This window comes from Bradyrhizobium sp. Arg237L, from assembly GCF_029990105.1.
Taxonomy (GTDB): domain Bacteria; phylum Pseudomonadota; class Alphaproteobacteria; order Rhizobiales; family Xanthobacteraceae; genus Bradyrhizobium.
This window is the reverse complement of the sequence record NZ_JAQMIL010000032.1, coordinates 15,001-40,819: the sequence shown is the minus strand read 5'-3', so window position 1 is coordinate 40,819 and position 25,819 is coordinate 15,001. Positions and strand designations below refer to the sequence as shown.

At 62.0% G+C, this 25,819-nt stretch carries 26 protein-coding genes and 1 tRNA gene (1 of these 27 cut by a window edge); 15 read left to right on the top strand and 12 right to left on the bottom strand.

What is annotated here, in order from left to right; genetic code table 11:
• Positions 1 to 22 precede the first annotated feature (22 nt).
• Complete coding sequence (locus OZ411_RS20505) at positions 23 to 997, bottom strand: helix-turn-helix transcriptional regulator (protein WP_282529408.1); 975 nt, start codon at positions 995 to 997, stop codon at positions 23 to 25.
• Between the two features lie 361 nt (positions 998 to 1,358).
• On the opposite strand from OZ411_RS20505, the gene OZ411_RS20500 reads away from it, so the two are divergent.
• Positions 1,359 to 2,582: an HD domain-containing phosphohydrolase gene (locus OZ411_RS20500; RefSeq protein WP_282529407.1), complete on the top strand. Its 1,224-nt coding sequence runs from the start codon at positions 1,359 to 1,361 to the stop codon at positions 2,580 to 2,582.
• A 134-nt stretch (positions 2,583 to 2,716) separates the two neighbouring features.
• Here the strand turns inward: OZ411_RS20500 and OZ411_RS20495 are convergent, their stop codons facing one another.
• The 6 genes from OZ411_RS20495 to OZ411_RS20470 form a co-directional block, all read right to left on the bottom strand.
• Positions 2,717 to 2,911, bottom strand: a complete 195-nt coding sequence (locus OZ411_RS20495) for a hypothetical protein (protein WP_130577907.1) — start codon at positions 2,909 to 2,911, stop codon at positions 2,717 to 2,719.
• A 75-nt stretch (positions 2,912 to 2,986) separates the two neighbouring features.
• A complete protein-coding gene (locus tag OZ411_RS20490; protein ID WP_282529406.1) occupies positions 2,987 to 3,388 on the bottom strand; it encodes a cytochrome C oxidase subunit IV family protein in 402 nt (133 codons plus the stop codon).
• A gap of 9 nt (positions 3,389 to 3,397) precedes the next feature.
• Positions 3,398 to 4,120 carry a heme-copper oxidase subunit III family protein gene (locus tag OZ411_RS20485; RefSeq protein ID WP_282529454.1) on the bottom strand — a complete coding sequence of 241 codons (723 nt, stop codon included), beginning with the start codon at positions 4,118 to 4,120 and terminating at the stop codon, positions 3,398 to 3,400.
• A 14-nt stretch (positions 4,121 to 4,134) separates the two neighbouring features.
• Positions 4,135 to 4,839, bottom strand: coding sequence for a cytochrome c oxidase subunit 3 (locus tag OZ411_RS20480; protein ID WP_282529405.1), 705 nt, complete (start codon positions 4,837 to 4,839; stop codon positions 4,135 to 4,137).
• Positions 4,836 to 6,611 (bottom strand): cytochrome c oxidase subunit I, encoded by a 1,776-nt coding sequence (gene ctaD / locus OZ411_RS20475; protein ID WP_282529404.1) that lies wholly within the window; start codon positions 6,609 to 6,611, stop codon positions 4,836 to 4,838. The genes OZ411_RS20480 and ctaD overlap by 4 nt, the downstream gene beginning before the upstream one ends.
• 74 nt (positions 6,612 to 6,685) lie before the next feature.
• Positions 6,686 to 7,519: a cytochrome c oxidase subunit II gene (locus tag OZ411_RS20470; protein ID WP_282529403.1), complete on the bottom strand. Its 834-nt coding sequence runs from the start codon at positions 7,517 to 7,519 to the stop codon at positions 6,686 to 6,688.
• 539 nt (positions 7,520 to 8,058) lie between these two features.
• Here OZ411_RS20470 and OZ411_RS20465 point away from each other — a divergent pair.
• Both OZ411_RS20465 and OZ411_RS20460 read left to right on the top strand, forming a co-directional pair.
• Entirely contained in the window at positions 8,059 to 8,958 is a 900-nt protein-coding gene (locus tag OZ411_RS20465; RefSeq protein WP_130577933.1) for a DUF2189 domain-containing protein, read from the top strand.
• Between the two features lie 32 nt (positions 8,959 to 8,990).
• Entirely contained in the window at positions 8,991 to 9,884 is an 894-nt protein-coding gene (locus OZ411_RS20460; RefSeq protein ID WP_282529402.1) for a complex I NDUFA9 subunit family protein, read from the top strand.
• Between the two features lie 149 nt (positions 9,885 to 10,033).
• Here the strand turns inward: OZ411_RS20460 and OZ411_RS20455 are convergent.
• Together OZ411_RS20455 and OZ411_RS20450 are read right to left on the bottom strand one after the other, a co-directional pair.
• Positions 10,034 to 10,110 (bottom strand) — tRNA-Met (locus tag OZ411_RS20455).
• A gap of 308 nt (positions 10,111 to 10,418) precedes the next feature.
• On the bottom strand, positions 10,419 to 11,180 hold the full coding sequence (locus OZ411_RS20450; protein WP_282529401.1) for an SDR family oxidoreductase: 762 nt from the start codon (positions 11,178 to 11,180) through the stop codon (positions 10,419 to 10,421).
• Between the two features lie 149 nt (positions 11,181 to 11,329).
• Between OZ411_RS20450 and OZ411_RS20445 the strand changes: the two genes are divergently transcribed.
• From OZ411_RS20445 to OZ411_RS20420, 6 genes are all read left to right on the top strand, one after another.
• Entirely contained in the window at positions 11,330 to 12,112 is a 783-nt protein-coding gene (locus OZ411_RS20445; RefSeq protein WP_282529400.1) for an SDR family oxidoreductase, read from the top strand.
• A 13-nt stretch (positions 12,113 to 12,125) separates the two neighbouring features.
• A complete protein-coding gene (locus tag OZ411_RS20440; protein ID WP_282529399.1) occupies positions 12,126 to 13,094 on the top strand; it encodes an NADPH:quinone reductase in 969 nt (322 codons plus the stop codon).
• Positions 13,095 to 13,175: 81 nt separating this feature from the next.
• The gene (locus OZ411_RS20435; protein WP_282529398.1) at positions 13,176 to 14,030 is read left to right on the top strand and encodes an MBL fold metallo-hydrolase; all 855 of its coding nucleotides are present in this window, start codon (positions 13,176 to 13,178) and stop codon (positions 14,028 to 14,030) included.
• Between the two features lie 179 nt (positions 14,031 to 14,209).
• The gene (locus OZ411_RS20430) at positions 14,210 to 15,052 is read left to right on the top strand and encodes a fumarylacetoacetate hydrolase family protein (protein ID WP_282529397.1); all 843 of its coding nucleotides are present in this window, start codon (positions 14,210 to 14,212) and stop codon (positions 15,050 to 15,052) included.
• Between the two features lie 126 nt (positions 15,053 to 15,178).
• Complete coding sequence (locus OZ411_RS20425) at positions 15,179 to 15,793, top strand: glutathione S-transferase (protein WP_282529396.1); 615 nt, start codon at positions 15,179 to 15,181, stop codon at positions 15,791 to 15,793.
• A gap of 13 nt (positions 15,794 to 15,806) precedes the next feature.
• Positions 15,807 to 16,679 (top strand): MBL fold metallo-hydrolase, encoded by an 873-nt coding sequence (locus OZ411_RS20420; protein WP_282529395.1) that lies wholly within the window; start codon positions 15,807 to 15,809, stop codon positions 16,677 to 16,679.
• A 91-nt stretch (positions 16,680 to 16,770) separates the two neighbouring features.
• Here the strand turns inward: OZ411_RS20420 and OZ411_RS20415 are convergent, their stop codons facing one another.
• Positions 16,771 to 17,313 (bottom strand): methylated-DNA--[protein]-cysteine S-methyltransferase, encoded by a 543-nt coding sequence (locus OZ411_RS20415; protein ID WP_282529394.1) that lies wholly within the window; start codon positions 17,311 to 17,313, stop codon positions 16,771 to 16,773.
• A gap of 234 nt (positions 17,314 to 17,547) precedes the next feature.
• Between OZ411_RS20415 and OZ411_RS20410 the strand changes: the two genes are divergently transcribed.
• Entirely contained in the window at positions 17,548 to 18,357 is an 810-nt protein-coding gene (locus OZ411_RS20410) for an alpha/beta hydrolase (protein ID WP_282529393.1), read from the top strand.
• A 153-nt stretch (positions 18,358 to 18,510) separates the two neighbouring features.
• On the opposite strand, the gene OZ411_RS20405 is transcribed toward OZ411_RS20410, so the two are convergent.
• Together OZ411_RS20405 and OZ411_RS20400 are read right to left on the bottom strand one after the other, a co-directional pair.
• A complete protein-coding gene (locus tag OZ411_RS20405; RefSeq protein ID WP_282529392.1) occupies positions 18,511 to 20,244 on the bottom strand; it encodes an adenylate/guanylate cyclase domain-containing protein in 1,734 nt (577 codons plus the stop codon).
• Positions 20,245 to 20,583: 339 nt separating this feature from the next.
• Positions 20,584 to 21,039, bottom strand: coding sequence for a carboxymuconolactone decarboxylase family protein (locus OZ411_RS20400; protein WP_282529453.1), 456 nt, complete (start codon positions 21,037 to 21,039; stop codon positions 20,584 to 20,586).
• A gap of 110 nt (positions 21,040 to 21,149) precedes the next feature.
• Between OZ411_RS20400 and OZ411_RS20395 the strand changes: the two genes are divergently transcribed.
• From OZ411_RS20395 to OZ411_RS20375, 5 genes are all read left to right on the top strand, one after another.
• Positions 21,150 to 22,016: a sigma-70 family RNA polymerase sigma factor gene (locus OZ411_RS20395; protein ID WP_282529391.1), complete on the top strand. Its 867-nt coding sequence runs from the start codon at positions 21,150 to 21,152 to the stop codon at positions 22,014 to 22,016.
• Between the two features lie 90 nt (positions 22,017 to 22,106).
• Complete coding sequence (locus OZ411_RS20390) at positions 22,107 to 22,781, top strand: GntR family transcriptional regulator (protein ID WP_130583969.1); 675 nt, start codon at positions 22,107 to 22,109, stop codon at positions 22,779 to 22,781.
• 39 nt (positions 22,782 to 22,820) lie between these two features.
• A complete protein-coding gene (locus OZ411_RS20385) occupies positions 22,821 to 23,621 on the top strand; it encodes a phytanoyl-CoA dioxygenase family protein (protein ID WP_282529390.1) in 801 nt (266 codons plus the stop codon).
• A gap of 143 nt (positions 23,622 to 23,764) precedes the next feature.
• Positions 23,765 to 25,105: a Gfo/Idh/MocA family oxidoreductase gene (locus OZ411_RS20380; RefSeq protein WP_282529389.1), complete on the top strand. Its 1,341-nt coding sequence runs from the start codon at positions 23,765 to 23,767 to the stop codon at positions 25,103 to 25,105.
• 234 nt (positions 25,106 to 25,339) lie between these two features.
• Positions 25,340 to 25,819: the beginning of an ABC transporter substrate-binding protein gene (locus tag OZ411_RS20375; RefSeq protein WP_282529388.1), read on the top strand. 609 nt of this gene lie beyond the right edge of the window; the window shows 480 of its 1,089 coding nt (coding positions 1-480); the start codon lies at positions 25,340 to 25,342; the stop codon falls past the right edge of the window.

Here is a 25,819-nt window from a genome sequence, read left to right as displayed (position 1 = left end):
TAGATACCACGGCCGGCACAGATCAGCCGTTCCGCCTTCGCAGTCCAGCAAGCTGGGATGGAAGAAGACCGTAGGTCTTGCGATATATCTCCGCAAAGCGTCCCATATGCATGAAGCCCCATTTCAGGGCGACTTCGGAGACAGGCAGAATGTTGTCCGCAGATGTAAGTTCCAGATGTGCGGCTTCCAGCCTGATGCGACGCAAGTAGGCGACCGGCGTTGCACCGTAGTGCGCCTGGAAAGCGGTCTGCAACGTCCGTACGCTGATACCTGCTGCGGCTGCGGCGTCGCTCATGGTAAAGGGTTGATGAATGTTGGAATGCATGTAATCGACCGCCCGCCGAAGGTGGCGCATGGTTGGTTCAGACGGTTCCCGCAATTTGCCTGATGTCAGTCTCTCGAGCACCAGCAAGAGCAAGGATTCGCTCAGCAGCGCCATCGCGATAGGAGAGCGCCCCTGAAGATCCTCATCAAGAACGGCGGACACGACCGCTTGCGCGGAGTGATAAAGCGATTGCGTCGTCGTCTCCGTCAGATGATGGAGCATCAGAGGCGTGAGGTCCTTAATAGAGAGCTTTTCATCGAATGTGGAAAGGGCCTGCATCAATTCCGGGCGTTCGAACCGTAACGCTCTCATTGCATGAGCCCCCTTGGTGGAGATTCGGCTTGGCACGTCTGTCAGATGTGTAAATAGAGATCCTGGGAGCGCTCGGCAGGCACCGTACCTGCCAATTGCAGCAACAGCGCCAATGACAGGCTGCGAGACATGCAAGGTCTCCGCTGAGTCATTGAGTGTTATTTCGTAGCCATGGCTACCCTGCACCCGCCAGCAGGTCAGGCCGTTGACCGCAGCGAAGCTGGCTCGCCACGAAAATTGCCGCCCGGCCTTCTCCGGCTCCGCCGAAACGTCCGGCAAGAATATCGAGAGACAGTCTAGATACGTATCGAAACCAACCCCACGCTTATCTTGGGAAGCAACACGCGAAAACGAACTCATATTTCCAAGCAGGCCACACAGTAATTGTTTCGCGATTAACTGAAATTCTCCGGTTAAGCAACGCGGTGCCACACGGCGTCAATTTTAACGGTGGCTATCCAATTCGCGCGAGATATGGCCAAAAGGCGAATTGCCCGCGCGTCGGTAACATCTCATTCAGCAACGCTGCATACGCATGAAGATACGTGGCAGCTGGCGTGAACAGCGCTCCTGCTTACGTCCGCCGACAACCCGGGAAATGTTGGCAACATCACGATCACAAGCGAGCGGATGCAGCTTGGACAGGGACGCGACTCTCTCTGTCATCTCGAGTCGACAAGCCATCAAACGAATGATGGCGGCAGCAGGAGGAACGAGGTGGATGTTCGCAACACTGCAAGCGCCGTGCCTCCCCGTTGCTCGCGCAGGTAACGACGCACCAAAAGACAGCCGCGATAATTTACGAACAGGCGAGACCGCCAGGAAAGTGAATCGCATGATCGAGGCAGCCACGACAGTCCGACAACTTCATATCGCCCTCATAACTGAGACGCCGGAACGGACAAGACCGCTGGCATCCATACTCAGTCGAACCTGCGACGTCCATTTGCTGCCGCCGGCGATTGACCCTCTTGTCATCGATAATTTCGCTTCTTGCGTCGTTCTTGACGTTGATCTTTCGTCAACGCAGGTGGTTCGAGCGCTTCAACCCACTCGCCAGGCAATTCTTGCACGTTCGCTGCCCAGCCTCCTTGTTATCGACAAGAGCATCGGAGAACGCGCGCTTGCCGAAAAGATGCGCCACGCAGAGACGTTCGGCGTACGCAACTACATCTACCATCCGTTCGATGCAGATGAAGTTCTGCAGGTATTTTCTCCAATACATCACGCGCGCGCCAAGTCGGAAACACCATCGCACAACAAGATCGTGTTGCGGGGCGTTTCCGCCGCTCATCGTGCGCTCGCGCAGACAATCGAGGCGCCGCACAACGAGAGCTCACTTCCATTCGAAACTCTCGAAGCCAACACTCCGCTCATCCTGGAGGCGCTCGATGTCTGGGGAATTGGTCCCTGGATGGAAACCGTGCGGAGGCATCATGGCGGCACCTACAGGCACAGCCTGCTCGTCACCGGCTTCGCCGTCGCGTTCGCGCAGAAGCTGAAGATGCGCCCCAAGGACCAACAACGCATCGCGCACGCTGCGCTGTTGCACGATGTTGGAAAATCGTTCGTTCCACTCGATATCCTCGACAAGCCGGGAAAATTGACTGACCATGAGATGGAGCAGATAAGACAGCATCCCCGATACGGATATGACCTGCTCACGCAACAAGGCGGCTTTCCGGTCGAGATCCTTGATTGCGTGCTTCATCACCATGAACTGCTCGATGGATCGGGCTATCCGGATCAGCTTCGCGCCGGGCAGATTGCAGATCTCGTACGCGTCATCACGATTGCCGATATTTTTTCTGCACTGGTGGAAGATCGACCCTACCGGCAATCGCTGGCGCCAATGCAGGCCTTCGGCATCATGCGGGACATGGGAAACAAACTCGACGGCGATCTCCTCAACGCGTTCCGCTCCGTCGTCGAGGATACGGCGTGACGTGACCTATGCGAAGGTACGCCGTCATCGCCCGGGGGACGCTGGACATCGAAAGGCCTGACAGAGGCGGGCTAAATTTTTCGAAATCGCTGGAGAAGGCTGGCTGCGGGGAGGCGCAAGGGTCCGCCGGACTCTCATCGAAGAACGTCTTCGGCGAGCGCACGTGACGGATGACGCGTGTCGCCACGCCGATTTTGTGGGCGTACGTACATGATGACTGCTTCCGGAAGCTCCGCCTTCACCTTCAGCGCGGCGACGAGCGCGTCTTGTCCGTCGAGGACGACATGGTCTGTCTTTCCCCTTAGCTTAAACCCAACGGTGAACTGCATCCCAATATCTCCACTCTTGTACTGCTACAGTGTCTTTCGTCATTGCCGTTCTCCTTCGCCGCGAGGCAACGGGAGCTACGCCGTCGGAGTGAAGAATACGACCCGGAGCAGATGCGTGTAGTCGGATTCGAACACCATGATCGCCACGAATACCAACACCAGCACCGGCGGAAGCAGGATGGCATAGGCCAAGGCCAACCGCTCCCAGGCCATGTGCATGAAGACGGCGACGATCAGACCGGCCTTCAAAACCATGAACAGCAGAATCAGCGACCATCTGAGATGGCCGTGGATGCCAAAGTAGTCGACGAGATAGGAGCAGGTACTAAGGACGAACAGCCATCCCCAGACCATGAGATAGAGCTTGATCGGGTGTTGCTGGCCCTTTGCTTGCGTGGCTCCCGGCGCATGGGCCTCATGGGCGTGAACGTGCAGCGAAGGTTGCTGGCCTTCCACATGTATCGCGGCTTCTGTCATGCGCCAACCTCACCAAAGATAAAAAAGGGCAAAGATGAACACCCACACAAGATCGACGAAGTGCCAGTACAGGCCGGTGATTTCGACGATCTCGTAATGCCCCTTCCGGCTCGTGAAAAAGCCACGCCTTTCGACGTCGAAGTCTCCCCGCAAGACCTTGCGTGCGATGGCGATCAGGAAAATCACGCCAATGGTCACGTGGGTTCCGTGGAAGCCGGTTATCATGAAGAAGCTGGCCCCGAACTGCGCCGCGCCCCACGGATTGCCCCAGGGCCTGACGCCTTCCATGATCAGCTTGGTCCATTCGAAAGCCTGCATTCCGACGAACGTTGCGCCGAATGCGGCGGTGGCCAGCATCAAGGCTGCAGTTCTGATCCGATCCCGGCGGTAACCGAAATTGACCGCCATCGCCATGGTGCCGCTGCTGCTGATCAGGATGAAGGTCATGATAGCGATCAGAATGAGCGGTATGTGCTGACCGCCGATATTGAGAGCAAAGACTTCGCTGGGGTTGGGCCACGGCACCGTCGTGGACATTCGCGCCGTCATGTATGACAGCAGGAAACAACTGAAGATGAAGGTGTCGCTCAGGAGGAAGATCCACATCATGGCCTTCCCCCAGGAGACATTCTTGAAAGCGCGCTGATCCGAAGACCAGTCGGCAACGATCCCTCGCAAGCCCGGGAGCCGCGCAGGCGATGCTCCAACGTTTGTCAGTGCAGTCTCTGCCATCGGTCCCTGCCTCCCTAGCTGAGCAACTGGCGACAGATGTCGACGAAATTGTCTGTCCAGCCCGTCAGCAGACCGAGCAAGACCAGCCAGACCAGCAGCAGGAAATGCCAATAGATGGCGCAGAGTTCCACGCTCGCGCGCACCTGCTTAACCTCAGCGCCACGCCATAACTTGGCGGCCGTTCTGCCGAGCGCCACGAGACCGCCCATCACATGCAGCCCGTGCGCCGCGGTGATCAGGTAGAAGAAAGAATTGGCTGGGTTGGACGCGACGAAATACCCAGCGGCATTCAACTGTCGCCACGCCAGAAGCTGTCCAACCAGGAATGTAACGGCGAATGCTCCCCCACTGAGCAGGCCGAGAATGATGCCGTCCATGTCGTCACGGCGGGCGGCGATGTACGCCCATTGCAGCGCAACGCTGCTCAACACCAGCACGCCCGTGTTGAACCACAGCAGCGCTGGCACTGGCAGCGTCCGCCAGTCCACCATGTTCATGCGCATGGAGTAAGCGCTGATGAAGAGCGCGAACAGCGAGCCGACGACCGCGAGAAACACCCCCAATCCGATCTTCGCCGCTTGCGGTGATGATGTGCTCTCCTCGCGAAGATCGACGCTCACTCCCTCCTCCAGCCAGGGTTTGGCTGTCAGCCGTTGCTGCGAGAGCCACCATCCCGCAATTGCGGCGATTCCAACCATGAACAGGACAATGACGCTCACGGATGGGCCCCCTGCGCCGACAGTCTGGCCGGCGGTTCATTTTGCGGCACGAAGTCCCTGCCGGCGCCGGGTACGCTGTAATCGTAGGCCCAGCGATAGACGATCGGGAGCTCCTTGCCCCAGTTGCCATGCCCCGGCGGGGTCTCTGGTGTCTGCCATTCCAGCGACGCGGCTCCCCAGGGATTGCCGCCCGCCTCTTTCCCTTTGAACAGGCTCCAGATCAGATTGAATATGAAGACAAGCTGGGCAAAGCCGACAATCAGGGCGGCCACGCTCATGAACGCATTGAGGTCATGGGCGGATGCCGGGATGAAGGCCGTTTCGCCAATATCGTGATAGCGGCGAGGCACGCCCAAAAGGCCCAGATAGTGCATCGGGAAGAAAACCGCGTAGGCTCCGAGGAACGTGACCCAGAAGTGGAATCGTCCGAGCGCCTCATTGAGCATTCGTCCCGTGACTTTCGGATACCAATGGTAGATCCCGCCAAACACGGCCATGATCGGTGCAATGCCCATCACCATGTGAAAGTGGGCGACAACAAACATCGTGTCCGACAGCGGAACGTCCACGACCACGTTGCCGAGAAACAGGCCGGTCAGCCCGCCATTTACGAACGTGATGATGAACGCAAGCGCGAACAGCATCGGGATGGTGAGATGAATATCGCCGCGCCAGAGGGTCAGCACCCAGTTGTAAACCTTGATCGCGGTCGGGATGGCAATGATGAGCGTCGTGGTGGCGAAGAAGAACCCGAAATACGGGTTCATGCCGCTCACATACATGTGGTGCGCCCATACGACGAAGCTGAGCGCGCCGATTGCCACGATGGCCCAGACCATCATGCGATAGCCGAAGATGTTCTTCCGCGCGTGGGTGCTGATCAGATCGGATATAATGCCGAAGGCCGGCAAGGCGACGATATAGACTTCGGGATGGCCGAAGAACCAGAAGAGGTGCTGGAACAGGATTGGGCTGCCGCCGCCATACTTCGTCAGCTCGCCCATCTCGACCAGTGTCGGCATGAAGAAACTGGTCCCCAGGAGGCGGTCAAGCAGCAGCATCACCGAGGCGACCAGCAGCGCCGGGAAGGCCAGCAGTGCCATGACGGTAGCCGTGAAAATGCCCCACACCGTCAAGGGCAACCGCATCAACGTCATGCCGCGCGTGCGCGCCTGCAGCACCGTCACCACATAATTGAGCCCGCCCATCGTAAAGCCGATGATGAACAGGATCAGCGAGGCCAGCATCAGAATGATGCCCCAATCCTGCCCGGGGGTGCCGGAGAGAATCGCCTGCGGTGGATAGAGCGTCCAGCCGGCGCCGGTTGGCCCGCCAGGCACGAAAAAGGTCGAGGCCAGCACCAGGACCGCGAGCAGGTATACCCAATAGCTCAGCATGTTCACATAGGGGAACACCATGTCCCGGGCGCCGACCATGAGCGGGATAAGGTAGTTGCCGAAGCCACCAAGAAACAACGCGGTGAGCAGGTAGATCACCATGATCATGCCGTGCATGGTGATGAACTGGAGATATTGGTTGGCATCGATGAAGGAGAACGTGCCGGGAAATCCCAGTTGCAGTCGCATCAGCCACGACAGCACCAGCGCGACCATTCCGATCGACATCGCCGTAATCGAGTACTGGATGGCGATAACCTTGGCGTCCTGCGAGAAAACGTACCTCGTCCACCAGCTCTTCGGATGATAGAGCTCGACGTCAGGCGCCTCAGCGGGCGGAATGCCTGCGATTGTGTCAAACGGGACATCGACCATCGGAATACCCTCCTTGGTCTTCTGTTCAGCGAGGAGTTCGCCTCACGATCGATCGTGCCTCCTCGCCGCTATTCTTATTCGCTACCTGTCTTGTACGCCGCCTTCGCGACGTTGCGCTGGCCTGACAACTCGGCGAATGTCCGCTGCTTCTCCAGCCACGCGTGATATTCTTTCTCTTCCTCGACGACGACCTTGCTGCGCATTTGCGCGTGCGCGGCACCGCAGAGCTCGGCACAGAGAACCTCGAACGTTCCGGTGCGGGTGGGCGTGAACCAGTAATAGGTGACCGAGCCCGGTATCATGTCCATCTTCGCCCGGAACTCCGGCACATAGAAATCATGCAGGACATCGATTGAGCGGAGCAGCACCTTCACCGGCTTCCCGATCGCCAGGTGCAGATCGTCGTTTTGAATAACGATGTCGTCTTTTCCGTTCGGATCGTCGGGATTCAACCCCATCGGATTGTCGGCACTGACAAGGCGGGCATCGGAGGTCCCAAGCCGGCCGTCTTTTCCAGGAAGCCGGTAGCTCCATTGCCACTGCTGTCCCATGACCTCGACCTCGGTCGCACCGGCCGGAACGGTCACGAACTGGTGCCAGACGACCAGTCCGGGTGCCAACATCGCCGCGACGCCGATTCCTGTCCCGACGCTGAGCCACCATTCGAGCCGCTTGTTTTCGGGATTGTAGTCTGCCTGCCTTCCCTCCTTGTGGCGAAAGCGGAAGACGCAGTAGGCCATGAACGCGACGACGGCGACGAAGACCGCTCCGGTGATCCAGAATGTCAGGGTGATGGTGTCGTCGATGTAGCCCCAGTTCGAGGCAAGCGGCGTCCACCACCACGGGCTGAAGAGGTGAAACACCACCGAGGCGATCGCGACCAAAAGCAGTATGATTGCTACAACCATCCCTCATGCATCCTTGCCGCTAAAAGGCTGCGGATACGAACCGGAGGGCGGAGCTCACGTCTGTCGCGATGGCGGACTTTACATCCGCTGTCGTCGTGCCTCTTGCCTCGCCCATTCCACTGGTCGCGACGCGGACTGCACGCCACGACCGCAAGTCTCATCAGAGCTGGGGGCGTTGGGATCAAGATGGTACGGGTCGAGCCGGGCGTCAATAGTGGAGGACGCCGCGCCTTGGTCCCTCGCGTTGCCGACGCCACGCAAACCGGCAATTGTCGGCCGATACCGATCGTCCGGCGGTGCGGTGCTGTGCAGTGCAGCGAGAGAAGTGTGCAACCGCACAATTCACCCCCCCGTGAGCGCTATCTTGCTCTCATCGCCTTAAGCTCGTACACCAGTCGCGACTGGTGTCGCCCGGCAAAGCTCCTTCTCGCTGAATCTGGCTTGCCGGGCTCGATCGCGATTTCCGCGCATGAGGCGAATGTGCGCGAGTTGAAGGCTCCGCCGTTCCCCCTGCGATCACGAGCAAGGAGACCGGAGCCATGGCCACTCAGTATTTTGCAAGACCTCACCTGCAATTCTTCGGCGTCTCCACCGCATATGTCGTTCGCAAGATCGGCCTTTCGGACTTGCGCGACGCGCTGCGCCTGGGCTGGGAAGACTTCCAAGCGATACCAACTCACGCTGTCGTCCTGTGCGGAATTTATCCCGTGCTCGGTCTTGTTCTGTTCAGACTGGTCCTTGGCTATTCGGTGTTGCCGCTGCTCTTTCCGCTGGCGGCCGGTTTTGCGTTGATCGGTCCTTTTGCCGCGCTCGGCCTCTACGAGCTCAGCCGCCGCCGCGAGCGCGGCGAGGAACCCGCAGCTTGGCACGCGATGCATGTGCTGAGCGCACCGTCCTTCGGCGCCATTCTCGGCCTCGGCGTGCTCCTGCTCGTCCTGTTCGGGGTCTGGATCGCCGCCGCGGACGCGATCTACGTTACCATCTTCGGCTATGCCCCGGCCGCAAGCATCCCTGATTTCGCAACGCGCGTGCTGACGACGCCACAAGGCTGGTCACTCATCATCATAGGCTGCGGCGTCGGCTTCCTGTTCGCAGTCGTGTCCCTGTGCGTCAGCGTCGTATCGTTTCCGTTGATGCTGGACAGACATGCCACTGCGATAGACGCCATCCGGACGTCGCTGCGGGCCGTAAAGGAGAATCCATTTGTGATGGCCGCATGGGGGCTGATTGTTGCGGCACTGCTGGTGATCGGTTCGCTGCCGTTCTTCGTCGGTCTCGCTGTCGTGCTGCCGGTGCTCGGTCATGCCACCTGGCATCTTTATCGGAAGGTGGTGGAGCCCGACCCGAATCCCCCACAGGAGGAGCCTCGCACGCCGATAGGTCATCGCTACGCAGCAGATTTCCCGGCCTCGCTCTTCCCATGGAGCCACGAACGCTAGCCGGAGCAGCAACGAACGGCCGCGCTATCACTGTGTTCGGCGGAACCGGCTTCCTCGGCAACCGCATCGTTCGCCATCTGTGCAGTCACGAATTTCCGGTCCGGATCGGGTCAAGGCATCCGGACCGGGCACAGAGGCAGTCTGGTCCCGAGAAGCAGCAACTTCAATTTATAGAGGCCAACATTCACGACGAGCGATCAGTCGCGAATGCGCTGGTCGGCGCCTACGGCGTGATAAACGCGGTCAGCCTTTATCGCGAGCGCGGATCGGAGACGTTTCACTCCGTTCACGTCGAGGCGGCGCAACGGGTAGCGGCCGAGGCCCGCCGGGCTGGAGTCAAACGGCTTGTTCATGTTTCGGGGATCGGCGCCGACGCCGCCTCGCCATCCCGCTATGTCCGAAAGCGCGGCGAAGGCGAGCGGGCGGTCCGCGCTGAATTCCCCGATGCAGTTCTCGTCCGTCCAGCCGTGATGTTCGGACCGGACGACGCGTTTCTCAGCACTATCCTCAAGCTTCTTCGCCAGTTTCCGATCTATCCGATGTTCGGCCGCGGCCGGACCAGATTGCAACCGGCCTATGTGGAAGATGTTGCGGACGCGGTTGCCCGGCTCGTGGAGCGAGCCGAGACCCACCCGACGGTTTTTGAGTTCGGCGGCCCGACCGCCTACTCTTACGAGCAATTGCTCAGAGCGATCGCCCACCAAGCCGGCCTCGCACCTCTCCTGATTCCAGTCCCGTTTGTGGTTTGGCACGCGCTGGCATGGGCCGCCGAAATGCTCCCTGACCCGCCCCTTACTCGTAATCAGGTGGAGCTGATGCAGATCGACACCGTGTCATCACCAGAGATGCCCGGATTTGCCGAGCTTGGCATTTCGCCACATTCGATCGAGGAAATCCTCAGGAGCATGTTGTCGAACCGCGGATGAAAGCGGCTCCCGTTCATCTGCTTTAATGGCTGACCGTTCACGCGCGACGTCTACCCGTGCATCGAAGAAGCTTCCGACTGCGACGCTATTCGGGTCATCAAAAGAAAGCCCCAGCAATCAACTGAGATTGCCGGGGCTTTCTACCAACTTGGTTGCGGGGATAGGATTTGAACCTATGACCTTCAGGTTATGAGCCTGACGAGCTACCGGGCTGCTCCACCCCGCGTTAAACTGAATTCCGCCTTGCATGGAGAGAGGCCGAACGTGAAGCGGACAACGCTTGGAAGGGCGCCGCTCGATCCGTTCGAAAACTTCCTGAGAAGGCGACCCGGGGCCGAGGGCAACCGGGCGCGAGGCGTATGTATCAATGCTGATCCGCTTTGGAAAGCCCTTCGGCACAGGTTTTTTGAGGTTTTGTGACGGCCAAATTAACAGGATTCGTGCGCGAATCGGGCGTTTGGAACCTCCCTTGCCGAAAAGGCCGCAAAACTGGAGCCTTGGACCAAGAGAATCAGGGGACGGCGGGGTGATGGCTCAGTTCAGCAAGAACCCGCCGTCGACCGTCACCACAGTGCCGGTCATGTAGCGCGAGGCTTTTGAGGCCAGCAGCAGGATCGCGCCGTCGAGGTCGGATTCGGCGCCGACCCGGCGCTGCGGAATCCGTTTTGTCAGTTTCTCGCCGGCCGGCGTCGCCCAGAAATCGTGGTTCATCTCGGTGTCGATATAGCCGGGCGCCAGCGCGTTGATGCGGATGTTGTTGCCGGCGAGCTCCAGCGCCATCACCTTGGTGGCCTGGATGATGCCGGCCTTCGAGACCGTGTAGGGCGAGAGGAATTTCATCACGCCGAGGCCGAGCACGGAGGCGATATTGACGATGTTGCCCTCCTGCTTGCGCGCCATCATCCGCCGCGCCAGTTCGGTCGCCAGAAAATAGGCACCCTTGAGATTGGCATTGATCACGGCGTCCCAATCCGCCTCGGTCTGCTCGGTCGACAATTTCTCGATGGCGATGCCGGCATTGTTGATCAGCACGCTGACCGGACCGAATGCGGCTTCCGCGGCATCCAGCGCCTTGCCGATGCTACCGATGTCGGTGACGTCCATCTGCACCGCGCTCGCGCGGCCGCCCTTGCCCCTGATCTCCTCCTCCAGGCTCTTCAGCTTGCCGGTCTGCCGTGCGGCCAGGACGACGGCGGCGCCATGCGCGGAAAGGACGCGGGCGAATTGCCGCCCCAGCCCCTGGCTTGCGCCGGTGATCAAGATGGTTTCCTGGCTGACATCGAACAGATCGGACATGGGTACGTTTCCTAGAACCTGATATGCGCGCATTGATACCTACGATTTCGGCAGGCGCAACGCCGGAGGACTTATCAGGCCGCGCGGCGTTGGCTAAAGTGGTCCCATCGAACATTTTAGAAACCACCTGACATCACGGGAGTGAAACAGTGGATCTTGAGATCAAAGGGCGCCGCGCCATCGTCTGCGCCTCGAGCAAGGGTCTGGGCCGCGCCTGCGCCATCGCGCTCGCCAATGAGGGCGTCCATGTCACCTTGACGGCGCGCGGCGCGGAAGCGCTGAAGAAGACCGCCGACGAGATTCGCAAAGCGCATCCCGACGTCACCGTCACTGAGATCGTCGGCGACATCACGACGCCCGCGGGCCGCGAGGCTGTGCTGAAGGCCTGCCCGGAACCGGACATCCTGATCAACAATGCCGGCGGTCCGCCGCCCGGCGATTTCCGCAACTGGACCCGCGACGACTGGATCAAGGCGATCGACGCCAACATGCTGACCCCGATCGAGCTGATCAAGGCCACCGTCGACGGCATGATGGCACGGAAATTCGGCCGCATCGTCAACATCACCTCCGCCGCGGTGAAGGCGCCGATCGAGATTTTGGGACTTTCCAACGGTGCGCGCGCCGGCCTTACCGGCTTCGTCGCGGGCCTCTCGCGCAAGACCGTCATCAACAACGTCACCATCAATGCGCTGCTGCCGGGGCCGTTCGAGACCGATCGCCTGCTCGGCACCGCGAAACCGGAAGCCGAGAAGCGCGGCATCACCCCCCAGCAAGTGCTGGCCGAGCGCGCCAAGCTCAATCCCGCCGGCCGCTTCGGCGATCCCGAGGAGTTCGGCTACGCCTGCGCGTTCCTGTGCGGCGCCAGGGCCGGCTTCATCACCGGCCAGAACATCCTGCTCGACGGCGGCGCCTTCCCGGGCACGCTGTGAAGATGGTCACGCTGTGAGAGCGGTCTGGTACGAGCGGACAGGGCCGGCGGCAAAGGTCCTGACCTTCGGCGAGATGCCGGCGCCGGTGGCGGCTGCAGGCGAGGTGCGAATCCGCCTGGAGGCCTCCGGCGTCAATCCCGCCGATGTCGGCCGCCGCGGCGGCAATTATCGGGCGATGGAATATCCACGCGTGATCCCGAACAGCGATGGCGCCGGGATCATCGACCAGGTCGGCGACGGCGTGAAGCGGTTCAAGGTCGGTGACCGGGTCTGGCTGTTCAACGGCCAGCGCAACGGCCGCGCCTTTGGCACCGCCGCGGAATATATCACCCTCGCCGAGCACCTGGTGACGCCGCTGCCGGATCATCTCTCATTCGACCCCGGCATGACCGCGTGGTGTGGCCTGTTTGCGGACGGGCCGATCGTGGGCAAGACGGTGCTGGTCACCGGCGGCGCCGGCGCGGTCGGCCATTATGCCGTGCAACTGGCGAAATGGGGCGGCGCCGAGGTGATCGCAACCGTCAGCTCATCACACAAGGCCGAGCAGGCGCGGCGCGCGGGCGCCGATCTCGTGATCAACTACAAAGAGGAAGATGTCGTTGCGAAGGCGATGGCATTCACCCATCAACGCGGCGTCGACCGCGTGGTCGATGTCGATTTCGGCGGCAATCTCGCTGCTACGCTGAAGCTGATGGCGGTCAATTCCACGATCGCCGTCTACGCCACCAACGGCAACCGCAACCCCGTCGTGCCGATGCGCGAATTGATGGAGAAGTGCATCGCCTTGCGCGCGCTGGTGCTGTTCGCACTGCCGCCGCCGTTGCTCGCCGCAGCTCAAGCCGACATCACGAAATGGCTTGCCGCCGGACCGCGCCTTCACAACATCGCCGGCCAGTTTGCGCTGTCGGAGACGGCACAGGCTCACCTCGCGGTCGAGAAGGGAGACAAGCTCGGCACCGTTATCGTTGATTGCGCTCGTTAGAGCCTGATTGGGAGAGCGTGATCGGGAAAAGTGGGTACCGATCTTCCGAAAAGATCATGCTCAAAAGAAGGAAGCGGTGGGATGGAATGGAAAGTAGGCAGGGTCAAGATCACGAAGGTCGTCGAATTGGAGACGGTCGGGCACACCCGTTTCATCCTGCCGCTCGCGACCAACGAAGAAGTCCAGAAGCTGCCCTGGCTCATACCGCATTTTGCCACCGACGAAGGCCGGCTGAAAATGTCGATCCATTCGCTGCTGGTGGAGACGCCGACACGGCGGATCATCGTCGACACCGGGCTCGGCAATGACAAGCAGGGCCGCAACGTGCCGAGCTGGAACAACCGCAAGCATCCCTTCCTGGAGACGCTGACCGGGGCGGGCTTTCCCCCCGATAGCATCGACACCGTGCTGTGCACGCACCTGCATGTCGACCATGTCGGCTGGAACACGAAACTCGTCGACGGCGCATGGGTGCCGACCTTTCCCAATGCCCGCTACGTGTTCGGCCGAACGGAATTCGAGCATTGGCGCGACAACGGCAAATCGCCCGACAACATCGCGGTATTCACGGATTCCGTGAAGCCGATCGCGGATGCCGACAAGGCCGATCTCGTGCCTTCCGACCACCGCCTGACGGAGGAGATCACGCTGATCCCGACGCCCGGCCACAGCCCGGGCCATATGAGCATCCACATCCGCTCCGACGGCGAGGAAGCGCTGCTCACCGGCGACGTCGCCCACCATCCCTGCCAGATGGCCCATCCGGACTGGTCCTCGACGGCGGATTCGGACCACAAGCAATCGGCGGTGACGCGGCGCGAATTGTTCTCCCGCTTTGCCGACACGCCGACGCTGGTGATCGGCGGCCATTTCAACGCTGGTCACATCAAGCGCGAGGGGGAAGCCTTCAAGTTCATCGCCCTGGACAATGCGTAGGGTGGGCAAAGCGCAGCGTGCCCACCATTGCGAGCGAGGCGTTTGATGGTGGGCACGGCGCAAGTGCGCCTTTGCCCATCCTACCTACCCGTTTTCGGCAGTTGAATTTCGCCCCGCGCTGCTCCATGAAGCGTCCTAAGTCCGTAAATTCCAAAAACCCCTGTAGGGAGTGATCAAAAATGAAGCTTGTTCGTTACGGCGCGAAGGGTGAGGAAAAGCCCGGCCTGATCGACAAATCCGGCCAGCTGCGCGACCTGTCGGCGCATCTGAAGGACCTCACCGGCGAGGCCTATTCGCCGGAATCCCTGGCCAAGCTGGCCGCGCTCGATCCGTCCAAGCTGCCTGCTGTTCCCGGCAACCCGCGCTTCGGCGCGCCGGTCACCGGCATCTCGAAATTCGTCGCGATCGGGCTGAACTACACCGATCATGCCAAGGAAACCGGCAATCCCATTCCGTCCGAGCCGATCTTCTTCCTGAAGGCCAACACCGCCCTCTCTGGCCCGAACGACGCCGTGGAGAAGCCGCGCGGCTCGACCAAGCTCGATTGGGAAGTGGAGATCGCCGCCATCATCGGCACCCGCGCCAAATATGTCTCCGAGGCCGATGCGTTGAACCATGTCGCCGGCTATTGCGTCTGCAACGACGTCTCCGAGCGCAATTTCCAGATCGAGCGTCTGGGACAGTGGACCAAGGGCAAGTCGCACGACACCTTCGGCCCGCTCGGCCCCTGGCTCGTCACCAAGGACGAGATTCCAAACGTGCAGAGCCTCTCGATGTGGCTCGACGTCAACGGCCAGCGCCGGCAGACCGGCTCCACTTCGACCATGATCTTCTCGATGGCGAAGTGCATCTCCTACGTCTCGCAGTTCATGACGCTGTTGCCCGGCGACATCGTCACGACCGGCACCCCGCCCGGCGTCGGCACCGGCATGAAGCCGCCGCAATACCTCAATGTCGGCGACGTCGTGACGCTGGGCATCGAGACCCTCGGCGAGCAGCGCCAGGAGATCGTCGCGGCGTAACGGCCGCTCTCTCATCCTGAGGAGCCGCGTAGGGTGGGCAAAGCGAAGCGTGCCCACCATCACGAGCAGAATTGCTAATGGTGGGCACGCTTCGCTTTGCCCACCCTACGACCCAAGGGGCATCCCATGAAGCTTACTTTCTCGCCCGCCTCGCCGTTTGCCCGCAAGGTGCGCATCGCTGCGATCGAGACCGGGCTGATCGACAAGATCGAACTGGTCCCCACCACGGTCGCGCCAGGCACCGCGAATGATGCCTATACGCGCGATATCAACCCGCTGAAGAAGCTCCCGGTGCTGATCCTCGATGACGGCGACGTCATCCTCGATTCCTACGTCATTGTCGAATATCTCGACGATCTCGCCGGCGGCGGCAAATTGATTCCCTCGTCCGGACCGGCGCGCTGGAAGGCGAAGACCGATCACTCGCTGCTGCAGGGCATGCTCGATTCCATGCTGTTGTGCCGCTACGAAAAGATGGTGCGGCCGCAGGGCTCGCAGTGGCAGGCCTGGTATGACGACCATTGGAACCGGGCCTGGGCCGGCATGGCGCGGTTCGAGCGGCGGGAGGATGTGCTTTCCGGGCCGTTCAACGTCGCCCAGATCGGACTGGTTTGCGTGCTCGGCTATGCCGACCTCCGCTTCCCCGACTGCGGCTGGCGCAAGGCCCATCCGAAGCTTGATGCGTTCAACCAGAAGATGCTGGAGCGGCCGTCAGTCAAGATCTCGGTGCCGCCAGCCTGAAGCGGAGTCTGCCATGAGCCTCACTTTCTCGATCGGCGACCTCACCATCCACCGCATCATCGAGCAGGAGACGGCGTTCCTGCCGGCGCTGGACATGCTGCCCGGCCTGACGCCGGAAGTGCTGGCCGAGAACCGGGCCTGGATGCGTGAGGCCAAGGCGCTCGATGATAGCGACGTACTGCTCCTGTGCTTCCAGTCCTATGTCGTGAAGACGCCGCATCACACCATCCTGATCGATAGCTGCATCGGCAACGACAAGCCGCGCCCGCAGCGGCCGAAATGGAACATGAAGACCGACGACACCTATATGCGCGGCCTCGCCGCGGCCGGGTTCTCGGTCGAAGACATCGACTACGTCTTGTGCACGCATCTGCATGTCGACCATGTCGGCTGGAACACGCGACTGGAAAACGGCCGCTGGGTGCCGACCTTCCCGAGGGCGCGCTACGTCTTTGCAAGAAGCGAGTTCGACTACTGGACCACGCAGAACGAAAAGAGCGAGGTGCCGGCGTTCGTCGACAGCGTGCTGCCAATCGTGGAGTCAAAGCGCGAGGCGATCGTGACCAATGATTTCGCCATCGGCGACCACGCACGCGTCCTGCCGACGCCCGGGCACACACCGGGCCATGTCGCCTTCACCCTTGGGCGCGGCAAGGACGACGCCGTGTTCTCCGGCGATCTCATGCACTCGCCGCTGCAGACGCACTATCCGGAACTGTCGGCGAAGTTCGATGTCGACCAGGCGCAGGCGGCGCGGACGCGGCGCAGTTTCCTGGAGCGCTATTGCGACACCGACACGCTCTGCTGCACCGCGCATTTCCCCTCGCCCTCGCTCGGCAAGATCCGGCGTAGAGGCGACGGGTTTAGGTGCGAGACGCTCGCTTAGCCGCGTAGGGTGGGCAAAGCGCAGCGTGCCCACCGTTAGAGACTCCGCCGTGATGGTGGGCACGCTGTGCTTTGCCCACCCTACGATTTGCTCAATCAAACAAGCTCGGCGTGTGGTTGACGATGGCGCCCTCGATCTCGAGCATCTTCAGCTTCGTCACCACGCCACCATTCGCCGAGAAGCCGCCGGGCTTGTCGCCGGCCGCGAGCACGCGATGGCAGGGCACGACGATTGGGCACGGGTTGCGGCCGAGCGCCTGGCCGACGTCGCGCGACAGCTCGACGCCGCCAAGCTGCTTGGCGATGTCGCCATAGGTCATGGTCTTGCCCGGCGGTATCCTGCGCGCGATGTCATAGACGCCGCGGTTGAACGCCGGGACGCCGTCGAGGTCGAGCACGACCTCAGCAAGGTCGTTCGGTTTGCCCGCGAGCAGTTCGGTCATGGCCTCGATCGCACGTCTCACGTCCGCGGGCGGTGTGGCTTCCGTCATCTCGTCGCTCCGCTGCTGGATGCGCTTGCGGGTCTTTTCCTCGCTCCCCATCGGCAATTGCACGCCGGTGATGCCGCGCTCGCCCCACACTACGCCGCAAGCGCCGATCACGGTGTCGAAGATCGCAAAATGCTGCTCGGTCATGGCTTGCTCCATATCCGCTTTGCTCCATGTAGGAGCTTGATCCTTGTCGCGGAATCTAGGCTTGGCGAATATTGCTAACCACCCGAATCCTGGCCGGAACCCGAGGCATCGGCAATACCGGATCGGCGGCATCCACTTGAAAAAGCGAGACTTCCGCCCCGCGTTTTCGGGCATGGGCAGCGCCTGCCTTCCATGGAATCATGGGCCGTCCCTTCAGCTTCCACGAGCCCCTGCATGCAAACCCTTCGCGTCAACGGATACGACATGGCCTATCTCGAAGTAGGCGAAGGGCCGCCATTGGTGTGCGTGCACGGCTCGCTCTGCGATTTCCGCATCTGGTCGGCGACGCTGGGACTTCTGTCGCGCAAGCACCGCGTGATTGCAGTCAGCCTGCGGCACTTCTTCCCCGACCGCTGGGACGGTGTCGGCGACACCTATTCGATTGCCCAGCACGTCGAAGACGTCATCGCCTTCCTCGAGCAGATCGAGCCGAAGCCGGTCGACCTGATGGGCCACTCGCGCGGCGGACACATCTCCTTCCGCGTCGCGCAGCGGCGGCCGGATCTGTTGCGCAAACTGATCCTGGCCGAGCCCGGCGGCGAACTGGATGAAACGCTCGATCCCGAGTTCAAGCCGGGCCCCTCGCCGCTGGCGGCGCGGATCGCCGCCTCCGCGGAAATCATCGCCAAGGGCGATATCGATGGCGGGCTGCAGATTTTCATCGACGCGCTGGAAGGCCCCGGCGCCTGGAAGCGGTTGCCGGCGGCAGTGAAAGAGCCGTTGCGCGACAACGCGACGACGCTGATTGGCCAGACAAGCGACAAGCGTCCGCCGTTCTCGAAGGCGGACGCCGAAGCGATCCGGACGCCGACGCTGTTCATCGGTGGCGCCAACACCAGAGGCGCGCTGCCGAAGGTGCTGCACACGCTGGCGGCCCATGTGAAGGGTTCGCGCACCGAGATGATCCCGGGCACGACGCATCCGATGTTCGAGCAGGCGCCGCAGCGCTATTGCGAGATCGTGCTGGACTTTCTGGCGGAGTGACTGCCGCTCATCTCCGCCGCCGCCACGTCATTGCGAGCGCAGCGAAGCAATCCATTTCTCGGGTCGCTGAGGCATGGATTGCTTCGCGGAGCCTGTCATCGGGCGGCGCTGCGCGCCGACCCGGTGGCTCGCAATGACGAGTGGAGAGGCGCATCACTTGTGATCGAGATACCATGAGCCATCCCAATCGTCGGTGGGCGGATTTATCTTGAAGCCGTCGATGCGTTTGACAAAGGTCATGGATGGCCCGTCGGCGGGAACCGCTTCAAGTGCCTCCTTGAAGGCCTGAAGCGCCTCGTCCCAACGGCAGGCGCGATAAGCGGCAAGTCCCTCGGAATATCGCTTCAACAATGCCAATTGCGCCGGGCTCAGCTCGCCCTTGCGCCCGATGATCTCGAACACCGTAACCGGCCGCGTCTGGCCAACGACGACCAGCCGATCGACCTCGCGAAACTCGATCGCATCGGCGGCCGCTTTCACGGTCGCTTCGGAAACCAGGGCATGGCTGCCGTATATCTTGTTCACGCCCTCCAGGCGCGAGGCAAGGTTCACCGCGTCGCCCATGACGGTGTAGCTCATCATGAATTCCGAGCCGATGCTTCCCACCAGCACCTCGCCGGTCGCAACCCCGATGCGAACGTCGCATTCACTCGGTACCGACCGCACGCCAAGCAGCTCGGGCAATTCCGTCCGCAAAGCCGTACCGCGATCGGCCATGTCGATGGCGGCAAGGCAGGCAAGCCGCGCTTGTTCGCCATCCTCGTTGAATGGCGGGCCCCAATAGGCCATGATCGCATCGCCGATATATTTGTCGATGATCCCGTGATGGCTGCGGATCGGGCCCGACATCGTCGAGAGATAGTGATTCATCACTTTGACCAATCCCTGCGGCGTCATTCCCTCGCTGAGGCTGGTAAAGCCCTTCATGTCGCAGAACAGCACGGTCATGATGCGGCGCTGACCGTCGGTCCCGGTCAATGATTGTCTCTCAATCAGCCCCTCCACGACTCGCGGGTCGATGTATCTGCCGAAGGTCTCGCGCATCCGCTCCTTGTGGCGCAATTGCTCGACCATGTTGTTGAACGCCGTCGTCAGTTGGCCGATCTCGTCCCGGGTCGTGACGTCGATCGTGCCATCGAGCCGGCCGGCTTCGACCGCGCGGGTCCCTTCCAGCAAGCGCCTGACCGGCCGCGTGATGCCGGTGCTTACGAAGAACGAAAAGAGCAGGCCCAGTATCGCGGCAAGTGCCGTCAGAATGACGGAGGCCAAGATCGACCTTTGCTGATCCTTCATCGTCACCGCGGCGTCGGCGCGCACCTGCGCCAGCATCTCCCCGCGAACCTCATCCACTCTCTGGTTGAGTTCATTGCGCAGGGCTTCGGTGCGAGCAAGACTGGCATTGACTTCGGCAAGATTGCCGGCTTCGAGCAACGGCAGCAGCCGTTTGTGCTCCTCACCCAGATAGCGGCGGAGGTCGCTATTCAGCGTCTCAATTCGATCGTCGATCCGGCCCAGCCTCGCGTTGTCGGATTCGGTGGAAAGATCCGCGATGATCGCGTTGACGAGGCCACGCGCGGTCTTCGCTTCCTGATCGACTTCCAGGCCCTTCGCCTCGTAGACTTTCTGCTGCTGGGCCACTGCAGCCTGGTCCGGTGGCGATTGCATGCTTGCGATCACCATCCTGCGGAGAGCCAATGCCTGCTCGAGCGAACGGACATTCATCCGCGCCAGATGACCGTAAGCCTCAACATATTTCGTCGTCAGCTCATCGAGCTGGTGGGCGATCCTCCTTGCCATCACCGTCGACAACACCGAGATGATGGCCATCAGCACGATCAGCCCCATGGCAATGCCAAGGATTCGGTTTCTGATTGTCGGTTGCAGCATTAATCGGCGCTCTGACATGACAGGCGGAATCTTCGAAGTAAGAACGGGATGACGCGAGAATGGGAAACACGGCCGATCGAGACGAGGCCAACCGACTTGGCCAACCCAAGCGTCTGATCAGCCTTCGCGAATGTAGCACAGTTCCAGAGACTGGATTGGGTGTCGTTTTCAGCGTCACCGGGATTGGCGGGCTTTTTCTGCGCAGGCCTTAAGTGCTCAATAATGAATTCAGGAAAAGGCGATGCGGCCGGTGAGGAGGCTCCGGAGAAGCTCGACACCGACCGATGCAATGTTCAGACGGCCTCTCTCCAAGGGAAAGAGGCGGGAGGCGTCCCTCGATCAGGTCTTCCACGCGCCGACCGGCTGGCGGACGGCGACGTTGAGGCGATTCCAGACGTTGATGACGGCGATCGCAAGGATCAGGGACGCCAACTCCTTTTCGTTGAAATGCTTGTCGGCCTCACGCCAGATCGCATCCGGCACCCCCTCCTCGCGATCGCTAAGCCGGGTCAGCGATTCCGTCAGCGCTAGCGCGGCGCGCTCGGCGTCGGTGAAATAGGGCGCATCGCGCCAGGCAGCGACGCAGAACAGCCGCTCGTCCGTTTCCCCAGCCCTCTTCGCGAGTTTCGGATGCATGTCGACGCAGACGCTGCAGCCGTTGATCTGGCTCGCGCGCAGGTGCACGAGTTCGAGCAGTTTCTCGGGCAGGCTGCCGTGCGGCAGGTTGCTGAGCGTCTGCATCGTCTTCATGGCCTCGGGAATGACCATCACGGGGTGGTTCATGCGGGCTTGCATCATTTGTTCTCCATGCCGTTGGCTTTGACGCAGTCCAGCCGATTTGCTGTCACACCGGCCGGATTTGCTTCGTCATGGCCATGACGGACGCGAGATGGAGAGTGTGACCGATGGACGAGAAAAATTTTCTGGCCGCGCAATTCGAGACCAACCGGGCCCATCTCCGTGCCGTGGCCTACCGCATGCTCGGCTCAACGAGCGAGGTCGACGACGCCGTGCAGGAGACCTGGCTGCGGCTGAGCCGCACCGATGCCTCCGCGGTCGAAAATCTGGGAGGCTGGCTGACCACCGTGATCGCCCGTGTCTGCCTCGACATGCTGCGCGCGCGCAAGGCGCGCCGCGAGGACCCGATGGGCCCGCATGTGCCCGAGCCGGCCGCGCACGATATGCATGAGCGCGACGCCGAGATGGCCGATTCCGTCGGCGCGGCGCTGCTGGTGGTGCTGGATGCGCTCGCGCCGGCCGAGCGGCTCGCTTTCGTGCTGCACGACATGTTCGCCGTCCCCTTCGAGGAGATCGCGCCGATCGTCGGCCGCACGCCGGCGGCGGCGCGCCAGCTTGCAAGCCGTGCCCGGCGCCGCGTGCAGGGCTCCCGCGAGGCCGCCGATGGCGATGCGCCGCGGCAGCGCCGGATCGTCGAGGCATTCCTTGCGGCCTCGCGCGACGGCGATTTCGAAGGCCTGCTCGCAGTGCTCGATCCCGGTGTCGTGTTCCGCGCCGACGCTGCAGCGCAGCGATTGGGATCGCTGGCGGAAATCCGCGGCGCGACGGCGGTTGCCGAGACCTTCAAGGGACGGGCGCACGCTGCAAAGCCGGCACTGGTCGATGGCGCCCCGGCGCTGGCGGTCATTCTCGACGGGCAACTGCGGATCGTGCTGCAGTTCACCATTGCGGGCGACAGGATCACGGCGTTCGAGGCCGTTGCCAATGCGGAGCGGATCGCGGCGTTCGACATCGAGATGCCTCCGAGCAACTAGGCTGAGGGCCAGGTTTCGCCTTGACTGCGTCTAGGGCCGGGGGTAGCCTTTCCGAATACGGAATTCCGTATTCGGAAGGAAACGCCCGGTATGCTCCCGCTCGAGCCGCTACCCAACCTGATCGACCAGGTCTATGCGCGGATCCTGGAGGCGATCATCGACCGCACGCTGCCGCCCGGGCAACGGATCACCCAGAACGAGCTTGCCGAGAAGCTTGGCGTGTCGCGCCAGCCGGTGTCGCATGCGCTGCATCTGTTGCACCGGCAGGGATTGGTCGCCGAGAGCGGCCGCCGCGGCTTCGAGGTGACCCAGCTCGATCCGCAGCGCATCCGCCAACTCTACGAAGTCCGCGGCGCGATCGACGCGCTGGCCGCGCTGCTCGCCGCCGGGCGCAGCAGAACGGATGCTGCCGGCCGCGGGCGGCTCGAAGCGGCGCTTACCGCCGGCCGCGCGATCGACGCGCACACGCCGCTCGCAGAACTGATCGCGCGCGATGTCGACTTCCACAGCGCGATCTACGCGCTGTCAGGCAATCCCGCGATCGAGGAGATGATCGCTCCGCAATGGGCGCATATGCGCCGCTCGATGGCGACTGTGCTCGCCGAGCTCGACTATCGCGAGAGCGCCTGGGCCGAGCATGAGCAGATCGCCGCACATGTCCTTGCCGGCAACGCAAGGGCGGCCGAGGCCGCAGCCCTTGCGCATGCGCAGATGGCAGGCCGGATGACGGAGGAAAGACTGAGAGCGACCGACGTGGCGGCGTGATCGGCGCGCCGTCAAAGAAAACCAAAAGGAGGAAGCACCATGAAACTGACGCCAGAGCAGATCGAATTCTTCAACCGCGAGGGCTGGCTGTTCCTGCCCGAATTGTTCAGCCAGGAAGAGGTAGATTTCCTCGCCCGCGAGGCGATGAACATCTACGACGCCAACCGCCCCGAGGTATGGCGCGAAAAGAGCGGCGCGCCGCGCACCGCCTTTGCCGCGCATCTCTACAACGAGGCCTTCGGCGCCCTCGGCGCACATCCGCGCATGATCGACCCGATCGAGCAGATCTTCGGCGAGAAGGTCTACATGCATCAGTTCAAGATCAATGCGAAAGCGGCCTTCACCGGCGACGTCTGGCAGTGGCATCAGGATTACGGCACCTGGAAGCGCGACGACGGCATGCCGGAGCCGCGCGCGATGAACATCGCGATCTTCCTCGACGAGGTGATGCCGATCAACGGCCCCTTGATGCTGGTGCCGAAGAGCCACCACGCCGGCGACCTCAAGGCCGCCCATGACCTTCAGACCACCTCCTATCCGCTGTGGACGCTGGACGAGGAGACCGTGACGCGCTTGGTGAAGGACGGCGGCATTGTCGCGCCGACCGGCAAGCCCGGCGGCATGCTGATGTTCCACGGCAATCTCGTCCACGGATCGAGCGGCAACATCACGCCCTATCCGCGCAAGATCGTCTATCTGACGCTGAACGCGGTCTCGAACTACATCCGCACCCCGACGCGGCCGGAATACATCGCCCACCGCGATTTCACGCCGATCCAGACGGTCGCAGACGACGCGCTGGTGCGGCTCGCGCGTGCGCCGCGACAGGCGGCGGAGTAGTCTCTCACACTGTCATTCCGGGGCGACGCGTAGCGTCGAGCCCGGAATCCATTTCTCCGCTCGCGCATGCGGCCCGATGGATTCCGGGTTCACGCTTCGCGTGCCCCGGAATGACGAAAACAACGATCATCGGATATCCCGCCATGAACCTCCATCACCTCCTCAAAGCCCGCGCCGCTGCCGGCAAGCCGGTTCGCGTGGCGCTGATCGGCGCCGGAAAGTTCGGCTCGATGTTCCTGTCGCAGGTGCCGCATACGCCGGGGCTGGAGGTGCCCATCATCATCGATCTCGACCGCGACCGCGCACGCGAGGCGTGCCGCACCGTCGGTTGGGACGATGATCGGATCAAGGCCACGACGTTCACCGATGACGGCGCGCGGGCGATTGCCGGCGGCCCGATCGATGTGGTGGTGGAGGCGACCGGCAATCCTGCGGTCGGCATCAAACACGCGCGCGCGGCGATCGCGGCCGGCAAGCACGTCGTCATGGTCAATGTCGAGGCCGACGTGCTGGCGGGCCCGCTGCTTGCGGAAGAAGCCCGCAAGGCCGGCGTGGTCTATTCGCTCGCCTATGGCGACCAGCCGGCGCTGACGGCCGAAATGGTCGATTGGGCGCGCGCCACCGGCTTTCGCGTCGTCGCCGCCGGCAAGGGCACGAAGTATCTGCCGGCCTATCACGACGTGACGCCCGAAGGCGTCTGGAGTCATTACGGCCTCACCGCCGGCGAGGCGCAATCCGCCGGCATGAACCCGCAGATGTTCAACTCCTTCCTCGACGGCACCAAATCCGCGATCGAGATGGCAGCGATTGCGAACGCCACCGGCCTCGACGTGCCCTCCGACGGCCTCTTGTTTCCGCCATGCGGCGTCGACGATCTCCCGCATATCTTGCGGCCGCGCGAGAAAGGCGGCGTGCTGAAGAAGTCGGGCGTGGTGGAAGTGGTGTCGTCGATCGAGCGCGACGGCCGTCCCGTCTTCCGCGACCTGCGCTGGGGCGTCTATGTCGTGCTGGAAGCGCCGAACGATTATGCCGCCGATTGCTTCAAGCAATACGGGCTGAAGACCGACGCCTCCGGCCGCTATGCGGCGATGTACAAGCCCTATCATCTGATCGGACTGGAGTTGAACATTTCGGTCCTGTCGGCAGCATTACGCAATGAGCCAACCGGCCAGCCGCATGGTTTTCGCGGCGATGTCGCCGCAGTCGCCAAACGCGATCTGCGTGCGGGCGAAGAGCTCGATGGCGAAGGCGGCTACACGGTGTGGGGCAAGCTGATGCCGGCACAAGCGAGCCTTGCCGCCGGCGCATTGCCGATCGGGCTCGCCCATCGCGTGAAGCTGAAGAACAATATCGCGCATGGCGCCGTGGTGCGCTGGAGCGATGTCGAGATCGACGCAAGCAATGAGACGGTGAAGACGCGCAAGGCGATGGAAGCAGCGTTCGGCGGGACCAAGGCGACAGGCGCCGAGCGCGTGCGTGCCTGAAGATTGAGCGCGCGCTTCGCAACTGCGATAGAGCATTGCGCTTGATTATCGGTGGGCGAACGGTCATGCTCGCTGACGGAACCGGAAATTTCGGAATTCCGATAACAAGAGCCTTTTGAAGGCCCGCCAACCCAATCACCACAATCCAGCGTCGGTCACCGACGAAGCCAAAAACGACACTCAAGATCGTTGTCCCTCGTCGAGATATCGACAGAAGCCAAGAGGGGAAACGCAATGAAACGTCGTGAGTTCTTGAAGGCAGGCGGCATCTCGCTCGCCGCGAGCGCCATTGCTGCGCCCGCGGTTGCGCAATCGATGCCGGAAGTGAAATGGCGCCTGGCGGCGAGTTGGCCGAAAGCGCTCGATACGCTCTATGGCGGCTGCGAATTTTTCTGCAAGCGCGTGGCCGAGATCACCGACAACCGATTCCAGATCCAGCCGTTCGCCGCCGGCGAAATCGTGCCCGGCCTGCAGGTGCTCGATGCCGTGTCGAACGGCACGGTCGAGATGGGCAACACCGCGCTCTATTATTACTGGGGCAAGAACCCGGCCTTCACGTTCGGCACGTCGCTGCCGTTCGGCCTCAACACGCGCCAGCACATCTCCTGGCTGCAATGGGGCGGTGGACAGGATCTGCTCAACGATCTGCTCAAGGAATATGGCTGCACCAGCGTTCCGACCGGCTCGACCGGCGCGCAGATGGGCGGCTGGTTC

Excerpts from the sequence above, each read along its gene's own strand:
- OZ411_RS20505 (WP_282529408.1), bottom strand. The coding sequence starts at position 997 with ATGAGTTCGTTTTCGCGTGTTGCTTCCCAAGATAAGCGTGGGGTTGGT.
- OZ411_RS20500 (WP_282529407.1), top strand. The coding sequence starts at position 1,359 with ATGTTCGCAACACTGCAAGCGCCGTGCCTCCCCGTTGCTCGCGCAGGT.
- OZ411_RS20495 (WP_130577907.1), bottom strand. The coding sequence starts at position 2,911 with ATGCAGTTCACCGTTGGGTTTAAGCTAAGGGGAAAGACAGACCATGTC.
- OZ411_RS20490 (WP_282529406.1), bottom strand. The coding sequence starts at position 3,388 with ATGACAGAAGCCGCGATACATGTGGAAGGCCAGCAACCTTCGCTGCAC.
- OZ411_RS20485 (WP_282529454.1), bottom strand. The coding sequence starts at position 4,120 with ATGGCAGAGACTGCACTGACAAACGTTGGAGCATCGCCTGCGCGGCTC.
- ctaD (WP_282529404.1), bottom strand. The coding sequence starts at position 6,611 with ATGGTCGATGTCCCGTTTGACACAATCGCAGGCATTCCGCCCGCTGAG.
- OZ411_RS20470 (WP_282529403.1), bottom strand. The coding sequence starts at position 7,519 with ATGGTTGTAGCAATCATACTGCTTTTGGTCGCGATCGCCTCGGTGGTG.
- OZ411_RS20465 (WP_130577933.1), top strand. The coding sequence starts at position 8,059 with ATGGCCACTCAGTATTTTGCAAGACCTCACCTGCAATTCTTCGGCGTC.
- OZ411_RS20450 (WP_282529401.1), bottom strand. The coding sequence starts at position 11,180 with ATGTCCGATCTGTTCGATGTCAGCCAGGAAACCATCTTGATCACCGGC.
- OZ411_RS20435 (WP_282529398.1), top strand. The coding sequence starts at position 13,176 with ATGGAATGGAAAGTAGGCAGGGTCAAGATCACGAAGGTCGTCGAATTG.
- OZ411_RS20430 (WP_282529397.1), top strand. The coding sequence starts at position 14,210 with ATGAAGCTTGTTCGTTACGGCGCGAAGGGTGAGGAAAAGCCCGGCCTG.
- OZ411_RS20425 (WP_282529396.1), top strand. The coding sequence starts at position 15,179 with ATGAAGCTTACTTTCTCGCCCGCCTCGCCGTTTGCCCGCAAGGTGCGC.
- OZ411_RS20420 (WP_282529395.1), top strand. The coding sequence starts at position 15,807 with ATGAGCCTCACTTTCTCGATCGGCGACCTCACCATCCACCGCATCATC.
- OZ411_RS20415 (WP_282529394.1), bottom strand. The coding sequence starts at position 17,313 with ATGACCGAGCAGCATTTTGCGATCTTCGACACCGTGATCGGCGCTTGC.
- OZ411_RS20410 (WP_282529393.1), top strand. The coding sequence starts at position 17,548 with ATGCAAACCCTTCGCGTCAACGGATACGACATGGCCTATCTCGAAGTA.
- OZ411_RS20405 (WP_282529392.1), bottom strand. The coding sequence starts at position 20,244 with ATGCTGCAACCGACAATCAGAAACCGAATCCTTGGCATTGCCATGGGG.
- OZ411_RS20400 (WP_282529453.1), bottom strand. The coding sequence starts at position 21,039 with ATGCAAGCCCGCATGAACCACCCCGTGATGGTCATTCCCGAGGCCATG.
- OZ411_RS20395 (WP_282529391.1), top strand. The coding sequence starts at position 21,150 with ATGGACGAGAAAAATTTTCTGGCCGCGCAATTCGAGACCAACCGGGCC.
- OZ411_RS20390 (WP_130583969.1), top strand. The coding sequence starts at position 22,107 with ATGCTCCCGCTCGAGCCGCTACCCAACCTGATCGACCAGGTCTATGCG.
- OZ411_RS20385 (WP_282529390.1), top strand. The coding sequence starts at position 22,821 with ATGAAACTGACGCCAGAGCAGATCGAATTCTTCAACCGCGAGGGCTGG.
- OZ411_RS20380 (WP_282529389.1), top strand. The coding sequence starts at position 23,765 with ATGAACCTCCATCACCTCCTCAAAGCCCGCGCCGCTGCCGGCAAGCCG.